The sequence below is a fragment of the Alteromonas sp. V450 genome, assembly GCF_001885075.1.
In the GTDB taxonomy this organism is placed as follows: Bacteria; Pseudomonadota; Gammaproteobacteria; order Enterobacterales; family Alteromonadaceae; genus Alteromonas.
In genome coordinates this window covers 2,481,650-2,506,347 of sequence record NZ_MODU01000004.1, presented here as the reverse complement: position 1 = coordinate 2,506,347, position 24,698 = coordinate 2,481,650, and the positions used below count along the sequence as shown (strand labels likewise).

The window sequence follows — 24,698 nt, the reverse complement described above, 5'->3', positions numbered from 1 at the left end:
TCTCTTTTTCTAAGTAGGACGCGCGCTAAGGTATTGCAATGTGCAGCATTTATCAACTACTAGCGGCCTTAAAGCCAACCGTATTGCTTAATGGACAGCGCTAGAGAGTGCCGGCACCGGCGCTGGCTCTATTTTTTTGTCGGGCTCATTACTTTCTTTAAAATCGCCAGCTTCCTCAACCAGTGCCGTCATAGCGTCAATAATATCTAAGAAGCTCGATAGTTGTTCGGGCGTCAGGCCATTAGACAAATTTTCGATTTTATTGATAAGTTGTTTAGTTGGTAAGCGCATAGTGTCAAAATCTCGTTGTTATTTACTGAATACCTATCTTGTAAATCAATTATCTTGCCAAGTTTTTTCTACGGCTTTTTTTCTTACCCATTATACGTCAACTAAAAAGTTATATTTATTAGTTGCTTATCAACTTTATCGAAATGTATTTCACAATTCATCTTGCAAAACGTTTCTAAATAAATAAGATCAAACGCAAATCATTATCATTTGCGTTAAAAGAAAAATAAATGAAACGAGTTCACTTTTTACCTTCACTTTTGGTAGCCGCTAGCTTTCCGTTGGCTTTTTCAGCTTTAGCAGAAGGGGATCTTGAACGCGTTGTTGTTACAGGCACTAGAACACCAAAGTTATTGGCATCCTCACCGGTAAAAGTTGATGTGATAGATAAAGAGGACATTGCCCGATTAAGTAAAGGCACACTACGCCAAGTGCTAGAAGTGATGCCCGGTGTTGTGGTTAGACGCAGTCAAAAAGACGGGTACAACGTTCAGCTAAATGGCTTCAATGGCGATCACGTATTGGTGTTAATTAACGGCCAGCCCATCATTTCACCTACAGGCTCTTCGGTCGATCTTGACCAAATTAGCGTTGCTAATATTAAGCAAATTGAAATTGTGCGTGGCGCTGCTTCTGTGCTTTACGGCAGCTCTGCCATGGGTGGCGTTATCAATATCATTACCGAAAAGGTAGAAGGCTCGCAGTTTTCAGCAGACTACGAGGCATCTTATTTTACCGATGATGCAATTGACGGTGATGAATTCGGGCATACGTCAAGAATTTCCGCTGCTAAAGCGATAAGCAATTGGCAGCTTGGTATAACGGCTCAAAACATAACTAACCCCGGTTTTGATTACGACAACGAAACCACGTCACAAGATGGTGGCGCGGTAGACAAATCTTTTGTGCAAGTGTCTTTATCGACATTGATAAATAACATTAGCGTGCAATACAAAGGGCAATGGCTGGACGAGCAAAAAGACAAACCTCAGTCATCAATACCGGGTCAAGCTACCATTATTAGTTATCTTTCAAACGTTACCCAGTGGCAGCACGATGTTCGCGTTGAACAGCAGTACGATTGGCATATCAACACACGCTATCTTTCTCATAATGAAGAAAGCGGTAACAGCAACGGGTTACGTCAAACCGATATTCAGCTTGCGGAATTAGAAGCGCAAAAGATTTATTCCACCAAAGATATTGAGTGGGTAGGCGGCCTTGTTTTACATGGCGACACGCTGGATCAACAAAACCTCAGCACGGGCACGGTTGAAGTTGACGATGTAAGTAGAGAAAGTGCCGAGCTTTATTTACAAGGAAACTGGCAGAAAAACGACACCCAGCTTTTAGCTGGCGCAAGAATACAAAACGATTCTGATTTTGGTTGGCATACTGCATTTAAAGCAAGTGCAAGCCAGTCATTTAGTACTGACAGCACTTCGTGGCAACTTCGCGCAGGGACTGGCAGTAGCTATCGCGTGCCTAACCTCAAGGAACGCTATTACATCTTCGACCATAGTAACTTAGGTTATATGGTGCTAGGCAACGACGCCCTTACCCCTGAAACAGCGCTGAATGCCAACTTAGGCGCCAACCTTCGAGTAGAACCGACCCAAAGTAACTGGTTATATCACCTTGATATTAACCTTCATTACACTAAAGCTGATGACTTCATCACCACGGCGGTAGATGTAGATGCATCGCAAGAGGCGGGTTTAGATATTTCAGTTTATCAGAACCTCGATGAAGCCACCCTTTACGGTGCAGATTTAAGCGCCAGCGCGCAAAATGATAAATGGCAATGGCAGTTGAATTATAGCTACTTAGTTGCTGAAGATGGCAGTTCACAGCACTTGCCTGAACGTCCTACTCATTTAGTTAAAGCATCCGTTACCTATCAGTTTAGCCAAACCGACACCAGCCTACAGGTTTACGGAGTGCATGAGGGGAATGTGTCGCCTTCCAATGGCTATATCACAATTGCCAAAGACAGCTTTACCACGCTAAACGCAGTCGTGCAGCACCAGTTCACGCCTCAGTGGCAAGCGCGCCTTGGACTTGAAAACCTCACTGATGAACATCGCTCATCCGATGCCCTTGTGGCGGGCGCGTTTGACGCAAGGCCGATTGCTGCCAGGCGATTGTATCTGGGTGTGAGTTACCAGTATTGAAATAACCATAAAACGAAAGCACCGACACAGAAAACAGCGTTTGAGATCAAACAAAAAACACCTGACGGCAGATCCCAAACCAACAACTAAAAAACGCTGGTTAATTCGGCGAATTTTAAAAAGGAAAACACATGAACAAAACCTATTTAGCGTTACTGCTTGCCATGACATTCGGACTAACTGCTTGTGGTGGCTCAAGTAGCGATGACACCCCAGTCGAAACGCCTGATGAAGTGACCGATGGTAGCGGAGATTCAGATGACGGAAGCAGTGACGGCGAAAACGAAGAGGGGACCATTTACGGGCCATTTAGCACAGGGTCTACATCCGAGCCTGTTGCTGTGTACTTTGACTTAGATACACTAACGCAACTTACGCTTACTGAAGAAGAAGCCGCAACGGATACCACGTGGGATATCGGCTTTAAGCGTACCAATGTGTTTTTAAATACAAACCAGGAAACCGCTGTTAGCCTTTATTTTACCGGAAATAATAGCGACTTTTACGATGATACGGGCGCGCCAGTGTCTGACTTGTTCCTAAATGCCAGTGCTGACAGCGAACTAGATGATTATTTAGCTGTTACTCAAAGCGATATACCAGAAGCTGACGCGTTCAGCACAGATACAGAAACCCAAGTGATCGGCGATACCTTTTACAACTACGACTTCACCACTCATGTAGTAACGCCAAATGAAGAGACATATTACATTGTGTCGTCTGACAGCAACTACACAAAATTTCACGTTACCGATATTGTTGCTGAAGGGCGAGGTATCGGTGAAATAACCTTTGGCGTTATGCATCAAAGCGTTCTTGACGGGCAAACCACCTTTGCTGAAGAAGTCGCACTGACTGTTGATGCGGTGGGTTGTAGCGACACGGTTTACGTTGACTTCGATATGCAGCAAGTAGTTACACAAGCAGACGGTTGGGACTTATCAATTCCATGTGCGGACGGAGCGGGGGAATTTACCCTTTCTATTGCTGATGATGCGACCGTGCTTCGCACCGACGCTGAAACGTACGATGGCGTGGATCCCGAAGCAGCACGTTTTTATGGCTTCAGTGAAGAGACCGTTAGCGAATACGCAATGAGTGCGAACAACTGGTATTTCTACGACAGTACCAGCCACTTACTTTACTCACAGTTTGGGGTTTATTTAATTCAGGCAGGCAATATGACTTACAAGCTTCAAATTACTAGTTACTACGATGAAGAGGGAACATCAGGTGCGTATAGTTTCCGCGCCGACCCGGTAAGTGGAGAGTAAATGATGTTGCAAAAGGCTCATTCACTTTCATCTATTGCCGTAAAAGCGTTGTGTACTGTGATGGTAGGGTGGAGTTTGTTTGCAGTAGGGGCGTTTAGCGCCCCTTTAGATGAAACGCAAACTGCATCTCCTAGAATTGTTACCGCTGGCGGCAGTATCACCGAAATTGTTTTCGCGTTAGGACGAGGCGATTGGGTAATTGCTACTGACAGTACCAGTATGTACCCAAAAGAAGCGACAAGGTTAACTAAGCTTGGGTACTTCCGTCAGCTCAGCACTGAAGGAGTATTGGCCCAACAGCCCACAATGCTGCTAGGAGCAGAGGCGACAGGCCCAAGTGTTGCGCTTGAACAAATAGCCCATGCTGGCATAGAGGTTACTACCTTTAATGTAGACAAAAACTTAAGTGGCCTAAAGCGCCTAGTACTGGATATTGGCGAAAAACTATCGGCAAGTGATAACGCCATTACCCTTGTTCACGATATTGAAAAGAAGGTAGAGCAACAAAAAGCGCGGTACGCAGATAAAACCTCAGCGTTCAATACACCAATTAAAGCGCTTTTTGTGGTGGCGAATAATGACAGAGGAATAACGGTTGCGGGTAAAAATACCGTGCCCCAAGCGCTATTCGATACGCTGGGTATCGTTAATATAGGTGCAGCAGTGGAAGGCTACAAAGTGATGAATGCTGAGTCTGTGCTGATGCAAAACCCTGATATTGTAATTGCCGCTGGGCACATGCTGCGTGGGAAAAGCGCGAAGGACGCACTATGTACGCACCATGCGTTGGCAGCCACCTTTGCTGGTACTCATTGCCTAGTTGAAGCCATGGATAGCAGCATAAGTTTGGGTCTTTCTCCGCGCTTTGATGTGGCGCTTCAGCGTGTTGCAGAGCACGCAGGAAAGGCCATTGAAATTAAACAAACGCAAAATGCTGCTAACAGTAGAACGAGTCAATGATGCAGTTATCTTCCGCAGCTAAGCATAGTAATAACCTAGGCGATAATCCAAGTGATAACCCCCGCGATTACTCAAGTGATTACCCAAGCGATTATTCAAGTGATTACCCAAGCAATGATTCATCTAGGCCTGTAGTCCTTCAGCTTATCAATGCCCGCGCGCAGCGAAAACGTATAGGCATGGGTATACTGGTTGTATTGCTGTTGTTCTGTGCTTATGTAGGGTTAACCCGCGGCAGTTTACCCATTGATATTGAACAGCAATTTAGATACTTCATTAGCGGCGCAAATACGGTAGAAAGTACGGTAGGAAATACGGCAGCAAACACAACCCATTGGTATGTGTTGTCAGAAATAAGGCTGCCGAGGGTGATCATGACAATGCTGATTGGCGCGCTTCTAGCCGTATCTGGCTGTGCAATGCAGGGGCTAGTGCGCAATCCGCTTGCCGACCCTGGTTTAATTGGTATTGCAGGTGGCGCGGCCGCAGCCGCAGCTCTTAGTATGACCATAGTACCTCCGCTCATCCCTGCGCTTGAGTCTATATGGGTAGCCATGTGGGCATTTGGTGGTGCACTACTTTCTGTATGGACAGTGCTTCGGTTTTCAAATGGACCGCAAGGCGTTTCAGTAGCCGCGCTTATTTTGGCTGGGGTTGCCATTAACGCCTTAACCGGAACCGTAATAGGGGCTATTAGTTATGTAGCAAGCGATGATGCACTTCGCCAAATAAGCTACTGGACCATGGGTAGTCTTGCCGGAGCAAGCTGGACGCTTTGTGGTCTTATTGCGCTAGCTGGGCTTGTGGCTTTTACTGGTCTCATGAAGTCACGTAATGCGCTTAATTTACTCGCGCTTGGTGAAAAAGAGGCGGCTTATATGGGGCTTAATGTTACCCGATACAAACACGGGGTTTTATGGCTGGTGGCGTTCTCTGTGGCACTAGCAACGGCGCTGTGCGGCATTATTGGCTTTGTTGGTTTGGTGGTGCCCCACATGTGCAGGGCCATATTTGGTGTAAACCACCAGGTGCTAATACCTGCCAGCGCACTGATGGGCGCTTTGCTGTTAATGGCTGCCGATACATTGGCTCGTACCTTATTTGTGCCTATGGAAATACCTATTGGTATTGTTACATCAGCAGTAGGGGCGCCATTTTTCCTTTACTTACTGTGGCAACAACGCCGCATACTTGGTGGTGGAGTGTAGCTAAAATGAAAGTGGAAATCCTAGAGCAAAGCGACAATGGTAAACGGTTAAACACGGCGTTGCTTACATTGAAAGATATTGTGATAGCCAGAGGTAACACGCGTTTGCTTGAGCAAATATCTCTGTCATTTAACACTGGTGAGTTTACCGCGATAGCGGGTGAAAACGGATGCGGTAAATCTACGCTACTTACTATGCTCAGTGGTGTAGAAACGCCATCTGGTGGAAGGCTAACGCTTGGCGGGCAAAAAATTAGTGCGCTAAGCGCAAATCAATTAGCAATACAGCGTGCAGTGATGGCACAAAGCGCATCAGCGCCATTTGGATTTATCGCCGACGAGTTACTTCATTTGGCGCGGTATCAGTACGTTGAGTCATTGGAACAAAAGAGTCGGTTGATTCATGGTATTGCCGAGCAGTTTGACATTACGCATTTACTTGCTCGCAATATTCAAACCTTATCTGGCGGGGAAAGGCAGAGAATATTTTTAGCTAAATCTATTCTTCAAATAATACCGGGCGATCAAAACGAGAGTTTGGAAGGCAAGCTGTTGTTGTTAGACGAACCCACCTCAGCCTTAGATTTACGCCATCAGAAACTCGTCATGCAGCAACTGGTTGCACTGCGGGAAAAAGGGCTGTGCATTATTTGCGTAAGTCACGATCTAAATTTAATTTCCCCTTATTGCGACAGACTCATTTTACTGGGGGAAAAGCAGTGTTTAGCCGACGGAACAGCAGCGCAAGTACTTACTACCGATATGCTTTCTCGGTGCTATCACACCCAGTTAAACCTAATTAAAAACGAACAAAAACACGTTTTCGTGACACATTAACTTTTACGAAAACCGATAAACAAGAACGGAGTTAACCATGAGCATGCAAGATATTGCATTTCAAGCAAAACAGCTAAGCCGCACCCATCACAGCGGTGTATTAGGTACGCATTCAACATCAATGCCCGGCTACCCTTTTGGTTCGGTTGTACCTTTTTATTTAACGCCTGCTGGTGACGCAATTATCTACATCAGTGATATCGCACTGCATACGCGTAATATTAAAGCGAACGACAAGGTTAGCTTAACCATTTTCGATGCTAGCGAAGATGACTCTCAGGCGAATGGCCGGGTGACTATTATGGGGAGTGCGGAGCTAGCGAACCCAGATGATGTGAAAGCACAATATCTTCGTTTATTCCCACAAGCTAAAAAATACGAGCAAACCCACGATTTCAATTTTTACGTTATTCGTACTGAGCGAGTACGTTTTATAGGTGGTTTCGGAAAAATCCATTGGGTTGATAAAAACTATTGGCGCGTTGAAGCCCAAGACTGGCATAGCGCACCAGAGGGCATGATTACCCATATGAATGAGGACCATCAGGACGCGATGCAGCTTATCTTGCAGCACAACATAGGCGTTAACGTTGAAGCGCCGATAATGCACAGCGTATTTCCAGAAGGCATGCATTGCGGTACAGAAAAGCAGACTTGGTTTATCCCTTTTGAGGGGCCATGCATGTCGTCAACAGACGTACGAAAAGCGTTAGTGAAACTGACCAATGGCGCACGGAATGCGCTTAACGTACCCAAAGCGGTGTCTTAGCCTTTTCACTGTATAATGCTACATCCATACGGGCGGCTTATAGTGTGGGGGCTCTTGTGAAAATGGCATAGGTTTGCATCTGCCAACATGGTTCGCTTGTTATAAACAAAGCGTTGTTCTGCGGTAGTTAGCCAGCTAAACGGTTTTCCGTAAATAAACTTATGCCTCTCCTTCAACGAGCATTTTTTTAGCCATTAACGCATCAGTTAAAAACTGCATCAGCAATTTTACTTTAGGCTGTTCATACAAATCAGGGTGGGTGAGAAGCCAAATATCGTATTTCAAAACGGGCGCGCTGCCCGGTAATCGTACTAGGTCGGGGTGTGGGTCTCCCATGAAACATGCTGCTCTTCCCATACCTACGCCGTTTAATATAGCGTGATATCGAGAGATGATGTCATCGATTGCTATTCCAATAGGTACCTCTGGGTAAGGCGATTGTGCTAGCCATTGCGGCCAAACTTCATTCTCTAACGGCGCAATCCAGCGCCAGTCTTTACGGGGCGTATTTTCACAATAATCTTTGTGTGCATAAAAGCACAAGCCTAGCTTGTAAAGCCGCCTTCCAATTAAATGTTCGGGTAATTTGGGGGCTCCCCGAATTACGACATCCGCTTCACCTTTGTCTAAATCGGCGAATTTTGTAGAGCTTTTCACTTTTAATTGGATAGACGGATAAAGCCGAGCGAACTCACCGAGTTCTTTGGCTAATAAAAACTGCGACATGGGCTCGCCCAGTGAGAGCGTTATTGGGCCTGCGAGCTTTTCATTGCTTGCGCAGTAAAGCCTTTCTGAATCGCGAATAACATTTTCAACCTGCATAGCGGTGGCGACAAGCTGCTCGCCAAACGGGGTAGCGCGGTACCCGCCTGGAATACGCTCGAAAATACTGGCGCTATATTGCTTTTCCAATAATGCCAAGCGTCTTGCCACCGTGGTATGAGTGGTTCCCAAAGCTACCGCGGCTGCTCTTAAGGTTATCGACCTGTGAAGAGCAAGAATTAATGCGTAATCATTCCAATCTTTCATGGAACAATAATGCACCATTGTGAATAAAAAACAAACCGTGTTTTGGGTTGCTTCAGTTGCTAATGTATTTGCATCACCACAACGTTAACTATTACAGAGAGAGTTTAAATGTCACTTAATTCAATGAAATTCATGGCTTTAAATTTTGGGTTGTTGAGTGTTTTGTTTGCCTCCCCCGCAATTGCTAATGAAAATGAGGAAGTATTGTCGGTGCATTTTAATCCGGGGGCGGTGATGCAGCTTATTGCTCCGGTGACCGAAGCTGAAAAGCGCCCGCTGCGTGACAAATACTTTGAATTAGGGGCTAAAACTGCCAGAGAGCACGGGTATACGCAAAATGGTGTACTTGTTGTCGAAAAAACACTTATGGGACGGTTCAGTCCTAATGTTTTTGTTGTGAGCCAGTGGTCTTCGCTCAAAGCCCAAAAGTCGTTTCAAGCGTTACCACTATTTAACGATGTGAAGTCGCTAAGAAGGGAAGCTTGGGTAGCACTGAAGTTGTTCGATTATGAGGTTTTAAAGCCAACTACGCTTACTTTCTTCAACAATAAAACTTATACAGTTTCGTTGGCGTGGGTAAACCCTCAATCACCCAATGATTACTATGCGTATATCGATTACCTTACCGAGGCACTCAGCGAAGTGGGAGGAAAAGTCATCTCAAAAACGCAAAACATAACCTTAAGTGATCACAATCCTTATGCCGTAGCACCCCAACAAATTGTGATTATCGAGTGGGATGATGCAACACGCTTTGAGCAATTCTTATTGTCACCTGAATACAATGAAAAACTCAACGCTTTGCGCAAAGGGACAGTAGAATTCGAGTTTCATGTGGTTCGGCCAAGGGTTTAGCAACGTTACTGTAACGTCATTATGAGTAAAAGTTGAACGCATGCTGGCCAAGTTGGTGGATTACATTAGATACACACGACGATATCGCAACGAGTATACCGAGGCCTAATGGGCTTCTATAGAAACACAAAGAAGCCCATGTCCGTCATTTAAGGAAGGTTAGCAGGGTCAATCCCTAATTTTTCACCTCTGATAGAACCCTGAAATACGGCTAATTCAGCACCATCGGGTGCTATGATCCTCGTTATGAATCGGCCAGATAATTCCTGTGTTCTCCTTGAGTAGTTTGCGTCGAAACTAACTTGATTATAGGTACCTTGTGGGAAGCCCTCGCATCCACATGGGCCGCTAAATTCACCGACATATCGTTTTTTGCCTTTACGCCGATAGGCCCCAACTGCACCTTTACCGTCTGTATCAAAACCAACAATTGTTTGGTCATGATGGAAGATGTTGTAGTTTACGAATTCTTCGGGAGTACCATCTGGCGATACATAAATGCGCCATGCTCCGACAAGGTTATTTTTAGATGAATGTTTCTTTGAGTAAGGGTACCCAACAAAATGCTCCTGATCGTTAACAAAAGTAGTGACAAACTCATTGTTTAACTCTTGAGCTTGAATGCCAGAGAAACTCATTGAGCACATAAAACTTAACGCGCCAATACAGGCAAATTTTTTTGCTTTAGTAATGAAAAGAGAAGTGTTCATTTTAATTCCTTTTTTAAAACGTGTTGAATTGTAAATCGAAGGTAGAAATGCGTCGTCTACGGATGCTAAAAGTGAACTAAACCAACAGGTTATTCTTGAGAAAAAATTGATTTTTCTCTGACTTTTGATTGATAACCTAGCAATTTAACTGATAGGTGGGAAAAACGTTACGCGCACGCGTCGAGGTATAGCGACAAGTTTAAATTGGAGGATCAGAGGTAAAATGTTTAGATAAGAAGTAGTGCAATTAATCACTTTGCTTGTAATGAATAAGCGTGTTGGTACTTAGGATCTAAGCCGTTTCATGTTGAATACCTTGTTGATGTTCAAAAACTGTTTTGGCGTGCACAAAGTGTCAACGGCAGTCATCAAGTCATCACAAACCTACGCAGTAGCGCATAACAAAGCGAAATTTTATTGTGGGATAGCGCGAAAAATACTGAGGTAATTCTTATATAAGCAGATCATGCGGCAAAACTTTAAAAACTTGAAAACGGCACAGTAGATTTTGAACTGCACAAGGTGCTCCAAAATGCAGTGTTAAAGCCATAAGCATGTTTCAAAATGTTGACTGTGTTAATACTAAATCACTATTTCGATTCAAGAAGCCTTATCCAATGGCTAAAAATACCTAAATTTTCGAGAATGATCTTAATACACATCAATATGGGAACTGCGAGTAAAACACCCACTACGCCCCATAGCCAGCCTGTGATGGCTATCCAAATTATTATAATCAGTGGGTTAAGCTGCATACTTCGCCCCAAGACGGCTGGGGTGATCAACTGAGATTCAATAATATTCAAAATCAGAAAGACACCGGCTGGTAAAAATGCACCACTCACAAGTCCAAATTGGACGAGCCCCACAACTAGCAAGACAATGCAGCTAGCAATGCCTCCCAAATAAGGTACAAAATTCATTAAAGCAACAAGCGCTCCCCATAAAAGCGCATCTTCAATCTTTAGATAGTAAAATGCGCCAGCAGTAGCCAGACCTAAACCGGCGTTAATGATACTGATTGTGACGATATATGAAGAGAGTTCTTGCTGAATTTGCTCGACCAACACCAGTGCTCGCCTTTTATCGGTAACTACTGGGAAATCTCTTATGAAAACATGAAACAGAGTAGGGCCGAACACTAATAGGAAAAAGATTAATACTATACAGCCGAGCACTTGTGCTAGGAGAAAGGGAGCGCTGCTAAACAGTGTTAATCCTATATCAATGCTACTTTGTTTAATTTTATCTTTTACGGAGTTTGCTGTATCAGGATTTGTAATGGGCGTTTCCGGTTCACTCTTATCGCCGAACCAGTCAAAAATAGACGATTCTTTCTCAACGGGCTTGGGTTTGGGAGGCGAGGTGTATGCGTCAATATTACTGCTAATTTCTTCTATCTCTTCAGTGACTTCAGCCGCTATTTTAGGCAATGAATAAAGCCAACGTTCGGCAGGCTCAGCAAGTTGAACAGTGAGTAGTGTGAAAGGCGCCACCAATAACGCAATTAATGCTCCAGCCGAAATGGTACGTGGCACATATACTTTTCGAGCAATGGCAACAAGTGGGCTTAAAAGCAAGGCGACAAAGGCTGAAAAGAACAGCGGGATAAGCAAAGATTTCGCTAAATACATGGTGTAAATAAAAGCGAAAATTACTAGGGTATTCAAAAGCTTAGTTTGCTTGGCTATTTTAGGGTATGCGCCAGTTAAATTCTTTTTTTGTTTTTCATTGATAGAGCCAGCGTTGTCCATGTCTTAGCCTTTGGTGAGGAGCGAGTTTTGCGCGATGTTTGGTAAGCGTTGATAAAATTAAAACATAAAACTTAACATGATAGATGTTAAGTATGTAGTATTTTGAAACGAAGGAATAGACTTTAAAGGATAGCATTTAAAGGCAACAGCTAAGAACGGTGCCTTGCTCTTTATTGAAGCCATACTCCCAAGACTGCTATCTTCAATTCACTACACGTCGAGTGAATCGATTAGCAAGTTGAGTTTTTTTGCGTCGGCCAATTCACTAAACCATTGAGTTATCTCGGCCCCATGTATTAAGCCCAGTATAGCGCCTAAAACAAAACCACGATGTACGTTGTCACCACCCACATTAGTGTTTGCTATAAGCGCTTTTTTCGGATTATCTGCATAGCGATATGCGAAGTATAAAACAGCGGGCCAAGCGTCTGAGATATAACATGCTGGCGAATACATGCGCCCAACAACTTCAATATCGCTTTTGTTTTTTGCCTTAAGAGAAGCCAAGTTCATGTGTGCCGAGTTACGTGCAATATCTTCTAAAATGTCTTCGGGTGATTCATCGTGGCGGTGAATCAATTTGTAGATCAGCTCAACATAGTAATCGCATACTGAAGCTAACGATTCGTCGGGGTGAGTCAAATACAAGTGCTTACGACACAGATATTTGATGTCGTTAAGTGCAGTATTTTTAGCTGTTTCTACTACCGCTAAAGGTGCTACTGATACAAAAGCCCCTATAGAAGCCGTATCATGGGTTACTGCACCACACTTATCCGCAGGGACGCCTTGCTCAAGATTCGCGAAAAAACCTCTGTGATAAGACTCGGCATACGTATCAGGATGTTGAGGTTCATCGGCGCGCATAAAGCTAATGTACTGGTTTAAAAACTCACTTTCATCATAACCTTTGAGCGCGCAAGTTAGAACAATTCTGGCACAGTGGGCATTAAGTGTATTCTCACCAGCTTTCATTCCGTGATGGTAATGCACGTTGTGTTTACCCCAGTACTGTCTTTTTCCTTTAAGAATGACCTCACCGACTATTTCTTTTTGGCTAGCTAACGCTTTGTTGGCCCGTCCGCCTTGTTGTGTGGAGTGTAGCGACATGATTGAAGAAGGGTGCAAAGATGGCGCATTTTCAAACTGTTCTATGCCTAACGGAAACGCTTTATAAATATCAGCAGGGTTATAAAACCAGTGAACCGGCATCGCAAGTGCGTCGCCCACAAATGCGTTTCTAAGTGCCGCTTTCGCCCGTTCAATCGTCAATGAAGTCATACTCTCTCACCTGTAAACTAAGTCGTTTAAGTGGTAACTTGTTTTATCAAGTAACAAAAAATACGGGGAAGAAGCGAAAAGTGATCGCTTTTAGTGTTCGTCAAATAGCGACTTGTTTCGGATATATTTTCGCATGTAGTGGTAGGTAATAGGGCGCAACAACCAACTTTGAAGCGACATTAAAAAGCGCCTATGCGTGGGTGTATTTTCATATATTTTGTCGTCGTGTAACCATAACATTTTTCCTACGTGCCAGAAGTAAAAAGGGAAAGGCGGCATAAAGGTGATTATGTCTAGGTCGCAGCAAATGCGATATGTTCGATGGTGCAATAAATAATGCTTGTACCATGAGCGCGTCCCCACGGCTGGCTGCCCAAAAGTAACCACTCTTTTTACTGACTTCGGGAACCGCCTTTCGAAATAATCGGCCATTAAAACGGCGACCGCACCACCGGATGAATGTCCGATAAACGAAAAACGTTTGCCTTGTGCGCGAAGTGGCTCTAGTACTTTAACGAGTAATTCTCTTAGTGGTAACGCGTCATCAGACGTTTTCGTACTTGAGTACATAGGTTGCGCAAGCAATCTGGCAAATCCCCAATGAACGAAGAAACTTCGATTCAGCTGACGCAATCGATAGGGTATGAAAAACAAGTTAGCGAACCAGTCCTTAAAGCCTAATGAACCACGAAAAACGATAATGACTTCTTTTTTGTTCTCAACCCACAATATTCTTACGCTCATTCTGCCGTATTTATCGACAAGATGACGTTCGTGAAAAGGATCTAGTATCTTTTGGTATTGTGCGTCTGCATCGGGGTAGGCGAGTTGGCAAAGAATGGCATATCGTTCGTATTGATAACGTTTCAATTTTTTCATGAAAACTCGTATCGAAGCAATTTGCGTGTATAAGGTTGAGTCCTTTCAGACTCTTGAACGAATCGTTTACAATATAGGTGTTTTATTTCAGTGATGTGACGGTAAAGCGTTTGTTTTACGAAGTGGCTAAAATGGCTCTGCAAAGAACAGTCAGAGCCAATACATTAATGAGCAAAATAGCGTTTTCAATCAGCTATTTCTGCAGCGACCACTGATATTTCTACACGCAGTGCCTCACGGGCCATGTCAGCAGTTACGCAAGCTCTTGCCGGCGCGTGACCTTCTGGAACCCAGTTATCCCATACCTCATTCATTTTAGCGAAATCGTCCATGGTTTTTAGGTAAATGGTCGCTGAAAGCATATGCTTTCTATCGCTTCCTGCTTGAACAAGTAAGCTATCTACTTTATCGAGCATGGTTTGAGTTTGGTGAGTAATATCTTGCGTGGCGTCTGCGCATACTTGCCCGCATAAGTAGATAACGCCATTGTGCTTCACAATGCGACTCATGCGCTGCTTGGTTTCCATTCGTTCAATCTTCATAAATTAAAGCCTTTGAGAAAGTGAGAAGAGTTTGTGCTGAGCGACTTTAATTGGTTTGTTGGGGGACTTCAATTGTTACTCCATGTTAGACAATGTTATCCTAAGGCACTTGGCTACTAGGTACCGTAAGTCAAAATCTAACGCGATAATTTCAAAATCATATTGGTTTCAAGGAAAGATCCATAAGACTATTGTTTCCAGCATGGGCTGCTATCGGGAAAGACAGGTATAACAATGAGTATGCGAATCGGTGTTTAAGTTAGTGCCAAGTAGCCCTGGCACTAATTCAAAAAGCACTAGTTTCACTTACTAATATGGCAAGTTTGGCTATTTGGCTTCCACAATTATTGCAGTAATCGTTGAGTCACCGATGTTTTTAACTTGGTGCTCCCATTCGTCATGCCACATGACATAACCATCAGGGATTTCCAAGGTCATTGCTTTGTCAGCTGTTTTGATGATGGCTTTTCCGCCATCTTCAAAATAAACGGTTTCAGCATTGTGTTTGTGCCAATTGTCTTCTTCTCCAGGCTGCAGCGTCATTTTCAAAACAAGCACGCTTTCGTTTTCTAAAAGAAGAGTGTAATGCTTAGGCGATTCAACATGAGCGTGTCCTGCATTGTCATCGTTCGCCAAAACAACTCCGGATAACATAGCCCCCGTTGCCAAAAAGGCTGCTACGAAATTAGCCGCTTTTTTCATGAAAGCTCCTATTTGTGCATACCGCGAATAGGGTAGTTGTTATCAGGATTACGGATCCAGCCCAAACCACTTACTAATGTCTCTAACTCAGGTCTAACAAATGGGTTGTTAGAAATATCAGCGACGTGCACATTACCTTCATTGTTCACAACAAACAGCGCGGGTTCAGAAAACGGGTGATCAGTTTCTTGAGGAGATCTTGGATCAGAGATATATACGCCTAATTCTTCCATCTGCTCCACCGTTAAGCCGTACGCAATTGGAAAGTTAATGTCCAACCTAGGAAGGTGACTTTCAAGCTGCGCTTTACTGTCGCCAGACACTGCAATAAGGTCTACGCCAGTTTCGGCAAGATAACCCTTTACACTCTCAAGTTGATTGAGGTATCGAGTGCAAAGTGGGCAATGTTGCCCTCGGTAAACCACTATCATTTTCCAATCAAGACCGTTCTCAGGTGTCGCTAACTTTATAGTGTCGCCATTTAACAGCTTTGCTGAAATATCTGGAAAAGCAGAACCTGCATGTAACTTATTGGTGTATTCAGTACTCATGATAAATCCTTAAAAATGCTTGTTGATGTGGGCTTCAAAGCGTTTGAAATCGTTTTCTACATCGGCGTTTTTCATCACGTCAAAGCTAGCGAAAGTTTCCATTGGCTTCATGCCAAAGAACTTGAAGTTCATATGCATTGGAAACAGTAAATCGTCAACCGATTTACCTTCGAAAAACTCTTCGCTGTCGTTAAATGACTCTTCTGGAGCATTGAAGGTTAAAGACATCATGTATTTCACATCAGTAAGAGTACCGCCTGTGCCGTAGTTTTTCTTCGGCGCTTCTTCAACGCGACCATCCCCGGCACATAAGGCGCCACCCATACCTGCAGTGTAGATTTCATCCATGTACTTCTTGAATGACCATGGCACACCCATCCAATTAATTGGTGCCTGTAGAAATACTATGTCAGCCCACTGATGATGGGCCAACTGTTCTTCAACGTTGTGCTCTTCGGCCATTGTCACTACGCGAGTGTTGTAGCCTTTAGCTTCAAGCAGCGTTACTGCTTTATCGACGAAAGATGCGTTTAGCTTGCCTTCCGAGAAAGGGTAATACTGGTGTGCATTAATAATTAGTACATTGTTTTTACTTGTGTTGCTCATTCAAATACTCCTAATTGGTTATGTCTGAAATAGCGATATGTTTTCTAGCTTAACTATATGTGGTATATAATAGTAACCTGTATACAATAATCAACCAGTGGTGTTTTGGTAACCTATGTGGAATATGAGTTACATTTTGGAAAACTTAGTAAAAACAAATGGTAAAAAGAGAAAAAATTAACAGCATAATTGATGAGCCTTGCGCTATCGAAAGTGGAATGCGTTTGATTGGTGGAAAATGGAAAGCTTCAATTATCTATCACCTCAAAGATGAGCCTGTTAGATTTAATGATCTTGCAAGGATGCTTGGCGGTGCCAGTAAAAAAATTGTCGATCAAAGGCTTAAAGAACTGGAAAACGAAGGAATCGTTTTGCGAAAAGTAGTTAGCGAAAGGCCGATCGCTGTTACTTACGAGCTCACTGAGTTTGGCAGAACGGCACTACATATTTTAGAAAAGCTAAGAATATGGTCAGAAAATAATGATATTCAAACATGAAATGGCCAATATAAGTCTAATCGGGTCTGTTATGAGCTTTACTTAAAGCCCACTGACCCGCTTAATTACGTAATCAACCTATCTACTGTAGGTTGCAGCCTCGTGTCTCTTACTTTTCTAATCCCTTCAATATTTCATCGGTATGCTGACCTCGCCTTGGTATTCGCGCGTTTTGCTTATGAGCGCTAGGGCTACCGCCAAATCGTGGTGCGGGCGCTGCCTGCATAAAACCTTCAGAGGCAGACCATATGTTTCTTGCTTTCATATGTGGGTCTTGCTGCGAATGTTCAGGGCTAAGCACGGGAGAAACGCAAGCGTCACTATTTTCAAAGAGCTGTATCCAATGCTGTTGAGCGTGTTCAGCAAATAATATTTCCAGCTTTTCGCCCAGCTTTTTCCAAAGTGTAGGATCTTTTTGCTTACAGAATTCAGGGTCTTGTTCCAACCCTAATTTCATTAAAAAAGTCCTGTAAAATTGTGGCTCAAGGCATTGAACAGACATCCATTGACCATCAGCGCACTGGTAACAGCGGCTCCAATGTGGGCCATCTAACATACTGTGCCCGCGTGTATCAGAGAATACGCCAAGGCCTTTCATGTACATAATTAGGTTCATCATATGGGCTGAGCCGTCTACGATAGCAGCATCAACAACAGCGCCTTTGCCTGATTTTCCTACTCTGTAAAGAGTTGATAGCACTCCTGCAACAAGATAAAGCGCCCCGCCTGCAATGTCTCCTACTAGAGTGGGCGGTGTGAACGGGGCTTGCTTGGGGGGCGAGGCATACCAAAGCGCTCCAGACAATGCAATGTAGTTTAAATCATGGCCCGCTTGCTGGGCACGAGGCCCGCTTTGTCCCCAGCCGGTCACTCTTCCGTAAACTAACGCAGGATTAATTTCATGAAGATCGACGGGTCCAAGGCCAAGTTTTTCCATAGCACCAGGCCGCAACCCTTCAATAAGTACATCAGCGGTTTTAATTAGTTCGCGAACACACGCTTTGCCTTCGTCTGTTTTTAAGTTCAATAAGACAGACTTCTTTCCTCTATCGAGTAGGCTTTTTTCAGTCATCCCCTCTATGGGAACGTCTTCCCGGTGAACCACTGTTACATTCGCCCCTAGGTCTGCAAGCATCATTGCCGCAAAAGGTCCCGGACCAATGCCTTCGATTTCTATAACTTTTAAGCCATCTAACATGTTTTATCGCCTTCTCTGAAGCTTCTGGTCACATTCATTCGGTTGTTGTTCATATAACAGCACTGCACTTTATTTACCGTTGTCAATCTGTAATTTGTGGCCAAAATTTACTTTGGTTTAACAATCTATGTTTTTACAGCGCAATTATTAATGACCAGAAAGCTCAGCATTATTGACAAAATACAACATGCTGCTGCGATATCTTTCGTGTCGTGCACGTAATCGACTTATTTGTCACTTTTAGTCAATTTATATGGTGTCTTTAGTCATCGTTTTTTCGTCCATTCTCTCTATAGTTTTAAGCAACATTTTTTTAACAAGGCCGTGGTCTCAGTGAAACAGTAAAGGTTTCACCATGTACTGTGGCGTTGCTGATACAGCAAAGGGGAATGGTGTTATGGCAACACAAGCTTATATTTTTGATGCGGTGAGAACGCCACGCAGTAAGGGAAAGTCTGATGGTTCGCTTCATGAAGTGAAATCTATAGAGCTGGGGGCGGGTTTATTACGTGAATTGCAAAAACGCTACGACCTAGATACGTCTTATGTCGATGATGTAATGCTGGGTTGTACCGGTCCCATCAAAGAGCAAGGTGGCGATATTGCCAAGTCAATTGTGCAGTTTGCTGGATGGGATGAGAGTGTGGCAGGCGTACAAATGGACAGGTTTTGCGCTTCAGGCCTAGAAGCGGTCAATTCCGCTGCTCAAAATATTATGTCGGGTTGGAATCAATTAATCGTAGCTGGTGGTGTGGAGTCTATGTCTAGGGTCCCCATGGGAGCCGCGGGGGCTTCGATGATGTTTGACCCCGAGTTTGTAATGACGCAAAAAACACCACCCCAAGGTATTGGCGCCGACTTAATTGCAACCTTGGGCGGCTGGACTCGAAATGATGTAGATAATTATGCGCTTCTGTCACAAAAGCGCGCAGCTTATGCTCGAGATAATGGGTATTTCGACCGCTCAGTAGTACCTGTGCGAGATGCAAACGGCTTAATGATATTAGCTAAAGACGATTTCATTAGGGGCGATGCCACGTTAGAAGGGCTCGCCAGTTTAAAACCGTCCTTTAAAAAAATAGGCGAATTGGGAATGGACGCCACACTATTGTCGAAGTATCCGCATGTAGAGCGAATCAACCATGTCCATACTCCCGGGAATTCTTCTGGGATTGTAGATGGTGCAAGTGCCGTGCTTATTGGTAGCGAGCAAGCAGGGAAAGATTTGGGGTTATATCCTCGCGCAAGAATTGTTGCCGGAGCGGTTACCTCTACCGAACCTTCTATTATGCTAATCGGGCCAGCGCCTGCTGCAGAAAAATGCTTAAAAATTGCGGGGCTTCGCAAAGAAGATATCGACCTCTGGGAAATTAACGAAGCTTTTGCTTCTGTGGCGCTTAGGTACATGCGTGAATTAGGTATTAGTGAGGAGGTGACCAACGTTAACGGTGGTGCAATTGCCATGGGACATCCGTTAGGTGCGACCGGCGGAATGCTCGTCAGTACCGTGTTAGATGAGTTGGAACGCCGTGGATTAAAACGCGCAATGATTTCACTTTGTGTAGGTGGTGGCATGGGCATTTCCACCATTATCGAAAGACTGTAGCCGAAGGATAATGGAGGAAAGCATGAATACTTTTAAATACCAAAAAGACGATAACGGCATTGTAGTTATTACCATGGACATGAATGGACCGGTAAACGCAATTAATGACGAGTTTTATCGCGAAATGTCGGAAGCACTAGACACTTTGGAAAAAGAAACGGATCTTTCAGGTGTCGTGTTCACTTCAGCTAAAGATACGTTTTTTGCTGGCGGTGATTTAAATATGCTCATGGCAATGGAACCAGGAGATGAGCGAAAAATTTTTGATACGGTGGAGGCGAATAAGTCGTTGTTCCGTCGATTAGAGAAGTTACCGGTTCCCGTAGTCGCTGCGATAAACGGTGCAGCGTTAGGAGGTGGTTATGAGCTGTGCTTAGCGAGTAATTATCGAGTTTGTGTAGATAACCCCCGCATTGAAATTGGATTACCTGAAGTGTCGTTGGGGTTATTACCTGGAGCGGGAGGCGTTGTTAGGCTTACAAACCTAATTGGGTTAGAGGCAGCGCTTCCCCTGCTTCTTGAAGGTAAAAAAGTTAGACCGCAACAAGCTTTAAAAACCGGGTTAATTGATGCCACTGTAAAGAGCAAAGATGAGCTTATTGCACATTGCAAAGCCTGGCTTGTTAACAACAAAGGTAACGGTGAGGTCGCTATTCAGCCTTGGGATAAAAAAGGTTTTAAAATACCCGGCGGAAATATCAACAGGCCATCCATAGCGCAAACTGTAGCAATGGCACCACATATGCTTCTTAAGAAAACCAGGGGCTTGTTACCCGCGCCAGAAGCGATTTTAGAAACAGCAGTACAAGCGGTTACCGTTAATTTTGATACGGCACTTAGAATAGAGTCCAGAAAATTTGCCTCTTTGCCAGTTACGCCTGAAGCAAAGAATATGATGTCAGCTTTTTTCTTCCAATTGAATCAGATTAATGGTGGTGGAAGCCGCCCTGACGTGAAAACAAAGTTCACATTCAATAAAGTTGGGGTGATTGGTGCTGGCATGATGGGGCAAGGCATTGCTGCAGTGGCGGCAGGTTTAGGTATTCAGGTCGTGTTAAAGGACGTGTCAATTGACGCAGCTGAGAAAGGTAAAGCTTATACAGCCAAAGTTTACGACAAGAAAATAGCAAGAGGCCGAGCAACTGAGCAAGATAAAGAGCAAGCTCTCTCACTTATCATTGCTACTGATAATGATGAAGATTTGAAAGGCTGTGAGCTTGTTGTAGAGGCTGTTTTCGAAGATATGTCGCTAAAGCACAAGGTGCTTAAAGGCTCAGAGCAATTTCTAACCGAAGATGGAATTTGGGCTTCTAATACCTCAACACTTCCTATTACTCATCTGGCTGAACCTAGTCATAAGCCTGAAAATTTCATTGGGCTGCATTTCTTCTCTCCCGTCGACAAAATGCCGCTGGTGGAAATAATTTGTGGCGAAAAAACGAGTGACGCTACCCTCGCAAAAGCGTTCGATTTCGTCCAGCAGATAAAGAAAACCCCCATCGTCGTTAATGACAGTGTTGGCTTTTTTACTTCCAGAACCTTTGCTTCGCAATTACAAGAGGCCGCCACTATGGTTAGTGAGGGTATTCATCCAGTCAGAGTTGATAACTTAGGTAAAGCTATTGGGATGCCCGTAGGCCCGCTAACGGTAAATGACGAAGTAAGCTTAACGATTGGTATCAAAGTACGACAAACGCAAGTAGCCGCGGGCTTGATAAAGGCCGAGGATGATCGTTGGCCTGAAGGGAACAAACTCATCGAAAAGCTTGTGAAGGAACACAATCGCGGTGGTCGCTATCACGGTGAGGGCGGGTATTTTAATTATGTTGATGGTGACAAGGCAATTTGGCCTCAATTACTTGATATGTATTACGACTCAACCATCGACATTTCCGATCGTGACATCAAAGACAGGCTGTTGTTTATAAACGTAATAGAAAGCTTACTGTGTTTGGAGCAGGGTGTGTTGAAATCAGTGGCCGATGCCAATATCGGCAGTATCTTTGGGATAGGTGCACCCATTTGGACAGGCGGATACATTCAATTTGTTAATAGCTATGGGCTTGAGCGCTTCCAAGCCAGGTGTGAAGAGCTTGCTGAAAAATATGGTCAGCGATTTAAAGCCCCCGCCATTGTAGGAAAGAAAATAGCAGCAGGTGAATTATTTCTTTAGAAATACTTCACCTATTTTTTCGAACAATGTTGCTTTACATATATAGATTGAAGGGGCGTGTAGCATGAGCCAGTTAAAAACACCGTTAGACTATTTCTATTATTGGGAAGAAAAAACACCTACTGACATATTTTTGCGGCAGTCATTAGGCAATGGGCAGTGGAAGGAGTATTCATGGGCAGAAATAGGAGAGAGAGTTAGAAAAATAGCTAGCTTTATCCATTCTCGTAACCTTCCTCCTCAGAGCAAAATAGCGCTTTGGTCAGCAAATTCAGCTGATTGGATCATGGTAGATCTGGCTATCATGCTAAGTGGGCACATCAGCGTGCCCTTATTCCCCAATCAGTCGGTTAAAGCCGCTAATCATGTACTAAAAGAATGTGATGTTTCGCTAATGTTTGTTGGTGAGTGTGGGCAAGAGCAAAAGTTTGCAGAATGGAATACGGCAAACGTCACCCTAGTTGGCATGCACGGCTGTTCGATAGCGGTAGACCACAATTTAGCGCAAATTCAGCAGACGTTTGGTCTTGTGTTAAGCAACCCAAAAGCAGAGCTCGATAGTCTAATGACGATAGTGTATTCATCCGGCACAACGAGTATGCCCAAAGGCGTTATACACTTGTATTCTGCGCCGGCAAAGGTAACGCCCTCTATCGCCAAGGAGTTCAAAATTTCACGAGAAGAAGGGTATAGAGCCTCACTTTTCTCTTTTTTGCCACTGGCTCATATGGCAGAGCGTGCCCTTGTTGAATTTACGGGCCTTTATAGTAATGCATGTATTTCATTTTCTGCAGGTCTCGACGATTTTAGCGACGAAATCGTTAGCGTGCAGCCTACATTTTTCTTTGCGGTTCCAAGGCTATGGGACAAGTTTAAAATGTCTGTAGATAGCAAAATTCCCCCTGAGGCACAGGCTGCATTGAGTGAAGAGGATAAGCATAAAATACGATATATGTTGGGCCTCTCTAGAGCTGATATGATCCTGAGCAGTTCAGCGCCGCTGCAGCCAAAAGTCCACCAGTGGTACTTAAATATGGGAATTAAAGTAAGAGAAGTTTACGGAATGACCGAGACTTTTGCGACAGGAACGGGATGCTTTGAGGATATACCTGCGTCGGGAACAGTAGGAAAGCCCCTTGGTGATATCGTAGAGGTAAAGCTTTCCGATGAAAACGAAATACTGATGCGATCTGAGGGCATGATGTTTGGCTATTACAGAGCCGAAGAAAAAACGCTGAGCGTGCTTAAAGATGGGTGGTTTCACACGGGAGATTGTGGCACTTATGACGAGAGTGGCAACCTAGTGGTAACCGGGCGTAAAGGAGATGAATTCAAAACAGCCAAAGGAAAATTTATCCATCCGGTGCCGTTAGAAAAATGCTTTAGCGGTGTACCGGAGATAGAGCAATTTATCGTCGTAGGGCAAGGGCTTAATCAACCAATTTTGTTAGCGACACGCTCTGAATCTGCTTGTTTATTAACAAACAGTGAGTTGCGCGATAAGCTGAAGAATTATTTGTCGAAAATAAACACCACACTTGCCCCTTACGAGCGCATTTCGCATATTTTAATTACTCGGGCTGCGTGGACAATTGATAACGGAATGTTAACCCCGACCTTGAAATACCATCGAAAAACCATTGAAAGCTGCTTCAAGCCAGATGCCCTAAAATGCTGTGAAAACAAGGAAGAGGTTATCTTTGTTTAATATCGAGACCCCTTGTATTACACGTATTCGATACGGTATTAATGGGATCAAAGTATGAGAGTGTTCTAACTTTAAGCCAATGAAGAAAAAGCAATCGTTACAAAAAGCAGCCTTACAGCACCTGTTTGCTGGCTATGAAAAACATGGGCTCTCGATTAAAGCGTTATTTACCGAGTTGGGTTATGACGCGGAATATTTTGAAGAAGCGAGTTTTAGGTTGCCGTCAGAAAAGTTGGGAAAACTGGTTCGATTGGCGGCAATCAAACTCAACGATGAAACGATAGGCTTTTTTGAGCGCCCCACAAAACTAGGTGGCGTGAAGATAGGTGTGCTGTATGCCTTACGAGGTAAAACACTGCGAGATGCGTATTTCAGACTATTTAAATATCTAATGCTGTTGCATGATGATTTAGATATAAAACTGGTTGAGAGCGGTGAAGAAGCGAATATTGTTATTAACATAAAGCGAGAAGAGTCGGATGCAGACATGCTGGTTTATATTACGCTTATGTTGTTTGTATTTAGATGGTCGTCTTGGATAACAAATCATCGAATATCGCTTAATCGCCTGAATTTCAGTGGTAAAAAGTCGACTTACTCACACGATTTAGACTCTGCTTTTCCCTGTAGTCACTATTATGAGAGGCCGCAGACGGAATTAAGTATTTATCGAAGCGACCTAGAATTACCTGTTACTCAAAAAGAAGAAAGTGTTACTCAGTTTATAAACTCCCTTTCCAACTTACTCATTAATCGCATGTCTGACGCCAGCATTACGGCGCAAATTAAACGCATGTTGAGAGAGTGCGACAATTTAGAGAATTTACCACTCAAAAAGGTGGCTGATGATCTGAATAAAAGCCCGCAGACTGTTCGTCGCTATCTTGCCCAAGAAAATACAAGTTTTGCGGCATTAAAAGAAAGCGTTAGGAAAGATATTGCAACCTACCACCTTACGCAAAAAGACACCTCTATTAAAAATATTGCCTATCTGGTCGGTTTTTCAGAACCCAGTGCCTTTATACGCGCATTTAAGAAATGGACTGGCCTCACTCCTGGGGAATGGCGCGAACGTCAATGATCGTTTTGGTCTAT

General features: G+C 43.9%; 22 protein-coding genes and 1 pseudogene. 12 read left to right on the top strand and 11 right to left on the bottom strand.

Annotated features, from left to right (window positions below):
• Positions 1 to 87 precede the first annotated feature (87 nt).
• On the bottom strand, positions 88 to 291 hold the full coding sequence (locus BK026_RS10965) for a hypothetical protein (RefSeq protein ID WP_071815891.1): 204 nt from the start codon (positions 289 to 291) through the stop codon (positions 88 to 90).
• Positions 292 to 521: 230 nt separating this feature from the next.
• Between BK026_RS10965 and BK026_RS10960 the strand changes: the two genes are divergently transcribed.
• The 6 genes from BK026_RS10960 to BK026_RS10935 all read left to right on the top strand — a co-directional run bounded on the left by BK026_RS10960 (position 522) and on the right by BK026_RS10935 (position 7,512).
• On the top strand, positions 522 to 2,465 hold the full coding sequence (locus BK026_RS10960; protein WP_071815890.1) for a TonB-dependent siderophore receptor: 1,944 nt from the start codon (positions 522 to 524) through the stop codon (positions 2,463 to 2,465).
• A 131-nt stretch (positions 2,466 to 2,596) separates the two neighbouring features.
• On the top strand, positions 2,597 to 3,739 hold the full coding sequence (locus BK026_RS10955; protein WP_071815889.1) for an HmuY family protein: 1,143 nt from the start codon (positions 2,597 to 2,599) through the stop codon (positions 3,737 to 3,739).
• The gene (locus BK026_RS10950) at positions 3,740 to 4,699 is read left to right on the top strand and encodes a hemin ABC transporter substrate-binding protein (protein ID WP_071815888.1); all 960 of its coding nucleotides are present in this window, start codon (positions 3,740 to 3,742) and stop codon (positions 4,697 to 4,699) included.
• Positions 4,699 to 5,907 carry an iron ABC transporter permease gene (locus BK026_RS10945; protein ID WP_071815887.1) on the top strand — a complete coding sequence of 403 codons (1,209 nt, stop codon included), beginning with the start codon at positions 4,699 to 4,701 and terminating at the stop codon, positions 5,905 to 5,907. Before BK026_RS10950 ends, BK026_RS10945 begins: the two co-directional genes overlap by 1 nt.
• Positions 5,908 to 5,912: 5 nt before the next feature.
• Entirely contained in the window at positions 5,913 to 6,743 is an 831-nt protein-coding gene (locus BK026_RS10940) for an ABC transporter ATP-binding protein (RefSeq protein WP_083575070.1), read from the top strand.
• Between the two features lie 37 nt (positions 6,744 to 6,780).
• Positions 6,781 to 7,512, top strand: a complete 732-nt coding sequence (locus tag BK026_RS10935) for a HugZ family protein (RefSeq protein WP_071815886.1) — start codon at positions 6,781 to 6,783, stop codon at positions 7,510 to 7,512.
• A 159-nt stretch (positions 7,513 to 7,671) separates the two neighbouring features.
• On the opposite strand, the gene BK026_RS10930 is transcribed toward BK026_RS10935, so the two are convergent.
• A complete protein-coding gene (locus tag BK026_RS10930) occupies positions 7,672 to 8,541 on the bottom strand; it encodes a LysR family transcriptional regulator (RefSeq protein ID WP_071815885.1) in 870 nt (289 codons plus the stop codon).
• 132 nt (positions 8,542 to 8,673) lie between these two features.
• On the opposite strand from BK026_RS10930, the gene BK026_RS10925 reads away from it, so the two are divergent.
• Positions 8,674 to 9,396, top strand: coding sequence for a DUF1330 domain-containing protein (locus BK026_RS10925; RefSeq protein ID WP_218163404.1), 723 nt, complete (start codon positions 8,674 to 8,676; stop codon positions 9,394 to 9,396).
• Between the two features lie 149 nt (positions 9,397 to 9,545).
• Here BK026_RS10925 and BK026_RS10920 read toward each other — a convergent pair whose 3' ends face one another.
• The 8 genes from BK026_RS10920 to BK026_RS10885 all read right to left on the bottom strand — a co-directional run bounded on the left by BK026_RS10920 (position 9,546) and on the right by BK026_RS10885 (position 16,421).
• Positions 9,546 to 10,106: a hypothetical protein gene (locus BK026_RS10920; protein WP_071815883.1), complete on the bottom strand. Its 561-nt coding sequence runs from the start codon at positions 10,104 to 10,106 to the stop codon at positions 9,546 to 9,548.
• Positions 10,107 to 10,696: 590 nt separating this feature from the next.
• The gene (locus BK026_RS10915; RefSeq protein WP_071815882.1) at positions 10,697 to 11,860 is read right to left on the bottom strand and encodes an AI-2E family transporter; all 1,164 of its coding nucleotides are present in this window, start codon (positions 11,858 to 11,860) and stop codon (positions 10,697 to 10,699) included.
• Positions 11,861 to 12,070: 210 nt separating this feature from the next.
• Complete coding sequence (locus BK026_RS10910; RefSeq protein ID WP_071815881.1) at positions 12,071 to 13,141, bottom strand: ADP-ribosylglycohydrolase family protein; 1,071 nt, start codon at positions 13,139 to 13,141, stop codon at positions 12,071 to 12,073.
• A 90-nt stretch (positions 13,142 to 13,231) separates the two neighbouring features.
• The gene (locus BK026_RS10905) at positions 13,232 to 14,020 is read right to left on the bottom strand and encodes a lipase (RefSeq protein ID WP_071815880.1); all 789 of its coding nucleotides are present in this window, start codon (positions 14,018 to 14,020) and stop codon (positions 13,232 to 13,234) included.
• 185 nt (positions 14,021 to 14,205) lie between these two features.
• The gene (locus BK026_RS10900) at positions 14,206 to 14,562 is read right to left on the bottom strand and encodes a RidA family protein (protein ID WP_071815879.1); all 357 of its coding nucleotides are present in this window, start codon (positions 14,560 to 14,562) and stop codon (positions 14,206 to 14,208) included.
• A 327-nt stretch (positions 14,563 to 14,889) separates the two neighbouring features.
• Positions 14,890 to 15,264 (bottom strand): hypothetical protein, encoded by a 375-nt coding sequence (locus tag BK026_RS10895; RefSeq protein ID WP_143142120.1) that lies wholly within the window; start codon positions 15,262 to 15,264, stop codon positions 14,890 to 14,892.
• 8 nt (positions 15,265 to 15,272) lie between these two features.
• Positions 15,273 to 15,815, bottom strand: coding sequence for a redoxin domain-containing protein (locus BK026_RS10890; protein WP_071815878.1), 543 nt, complete (start codon positions 15,813 to 15,815; stop codon positions 15,273 to 15,275).
• A 9-nt stretch (positions 15,816 to 15,824) separates the two neighbouring features.
• A complete protein-coding gene (locus tag BK026_RS10885; RefSeq protein WP_071815877.1) occupies positions 15,825 to 16,421 on the bottom strand; it encodes an NAD(P)H-dependent oxidoreductase in 597 nt (198 codons plus the stop codon).
• A gap of 136 nt (positions 16,422 to 16,557) precedes the next feature.
• Here BK026_RS10885 and BK026_RS10880 point away from each other — a divergent pair.
• Positions 16,558 to 16,918: pseudogene (locus BK026_RS10880) on the top strand (winged helix-turn-helix transcriptional regulator).
• A gap of 109 nt (positions 16,919 to 17,027) precedes the next feature.
• On the opposite strand, the gene BK026_RS10875 reads toward BK026_RS10880, so the two are convergent.
• Positions 17,028 to 18,116, bottom strand: a complete 1,089-nt coding sequence (locus tag BK026_RS10875; RefSeq protein WP_071815875.1) for a CaiB/BaiF CoA-transferase family protein — start codon at positions 18,114 to 18,116, stop codon at positions 17,028 to 17,030.
• Positions 18,117 to 18,513: 397 nt separating this feature from the next.
• Between BK026_RS10875 and BK026_RS10870 the strand changes: the two genes are divergently transcribed.
• The 4 genes from BK026_RS10870 to BK026_RS10855 all read left to right on the top strand — a co-directional run bounded on the left by BK026_RS10870 (position 18,514) and on the right by BK026_RS10855 (position 24,684).
• A complete protein-coding gene (locus tag BK026_RS10870; protein WP_071817611.1) occupies positions 18,514 to 19,722 on the top strand; it encodes an acetyl-CoA C-acetyltransferase in 1,209 nt (402 codons plus the stop codon).
• A gap of 22 nt (positions 19,723 to 19,744) precedes the next feature.
• Complete coding sequence (locus tag BK026_RS10865; RefSeq protein ID WP_071817610.1) at positions 19,745 to 21,895, top strand: 3-hydroxyacyl-CoA dehydrogenase NAD-binding domain-containing protein; 2,151 nt, start codon at positions 19,745 to 19,747, stop codon at positions 21,893 to 21,895.
• Between the two features lie 64 nt (positions 21,896 to 21,959).
• Positions 21,960 to 23,603, top strand: a complete 1,644-nt coding sequence (locus BK026_RS10860; protein WP_071815874.1) for an AMP-binding protein — start codon at positions 21,960 to 21,962, stop codon at positions 23,601 to 23,603.
• 79 nt (positions 23,604 to 23,682) lie between these two features.
• On the top strand, positions 23,683 to 24,684 hold the full coding sequence (locus BK026_RS10855; protein WP_071815873.1) for an AraC family transcriptional regulator: 1,002 nt from the start codon (positions 23,683 to 23,685) through the stop codon (positions 24,682 to 24,684).
• Positions 24,685 to 24,698: the final 14 nt, after the last annotated feature.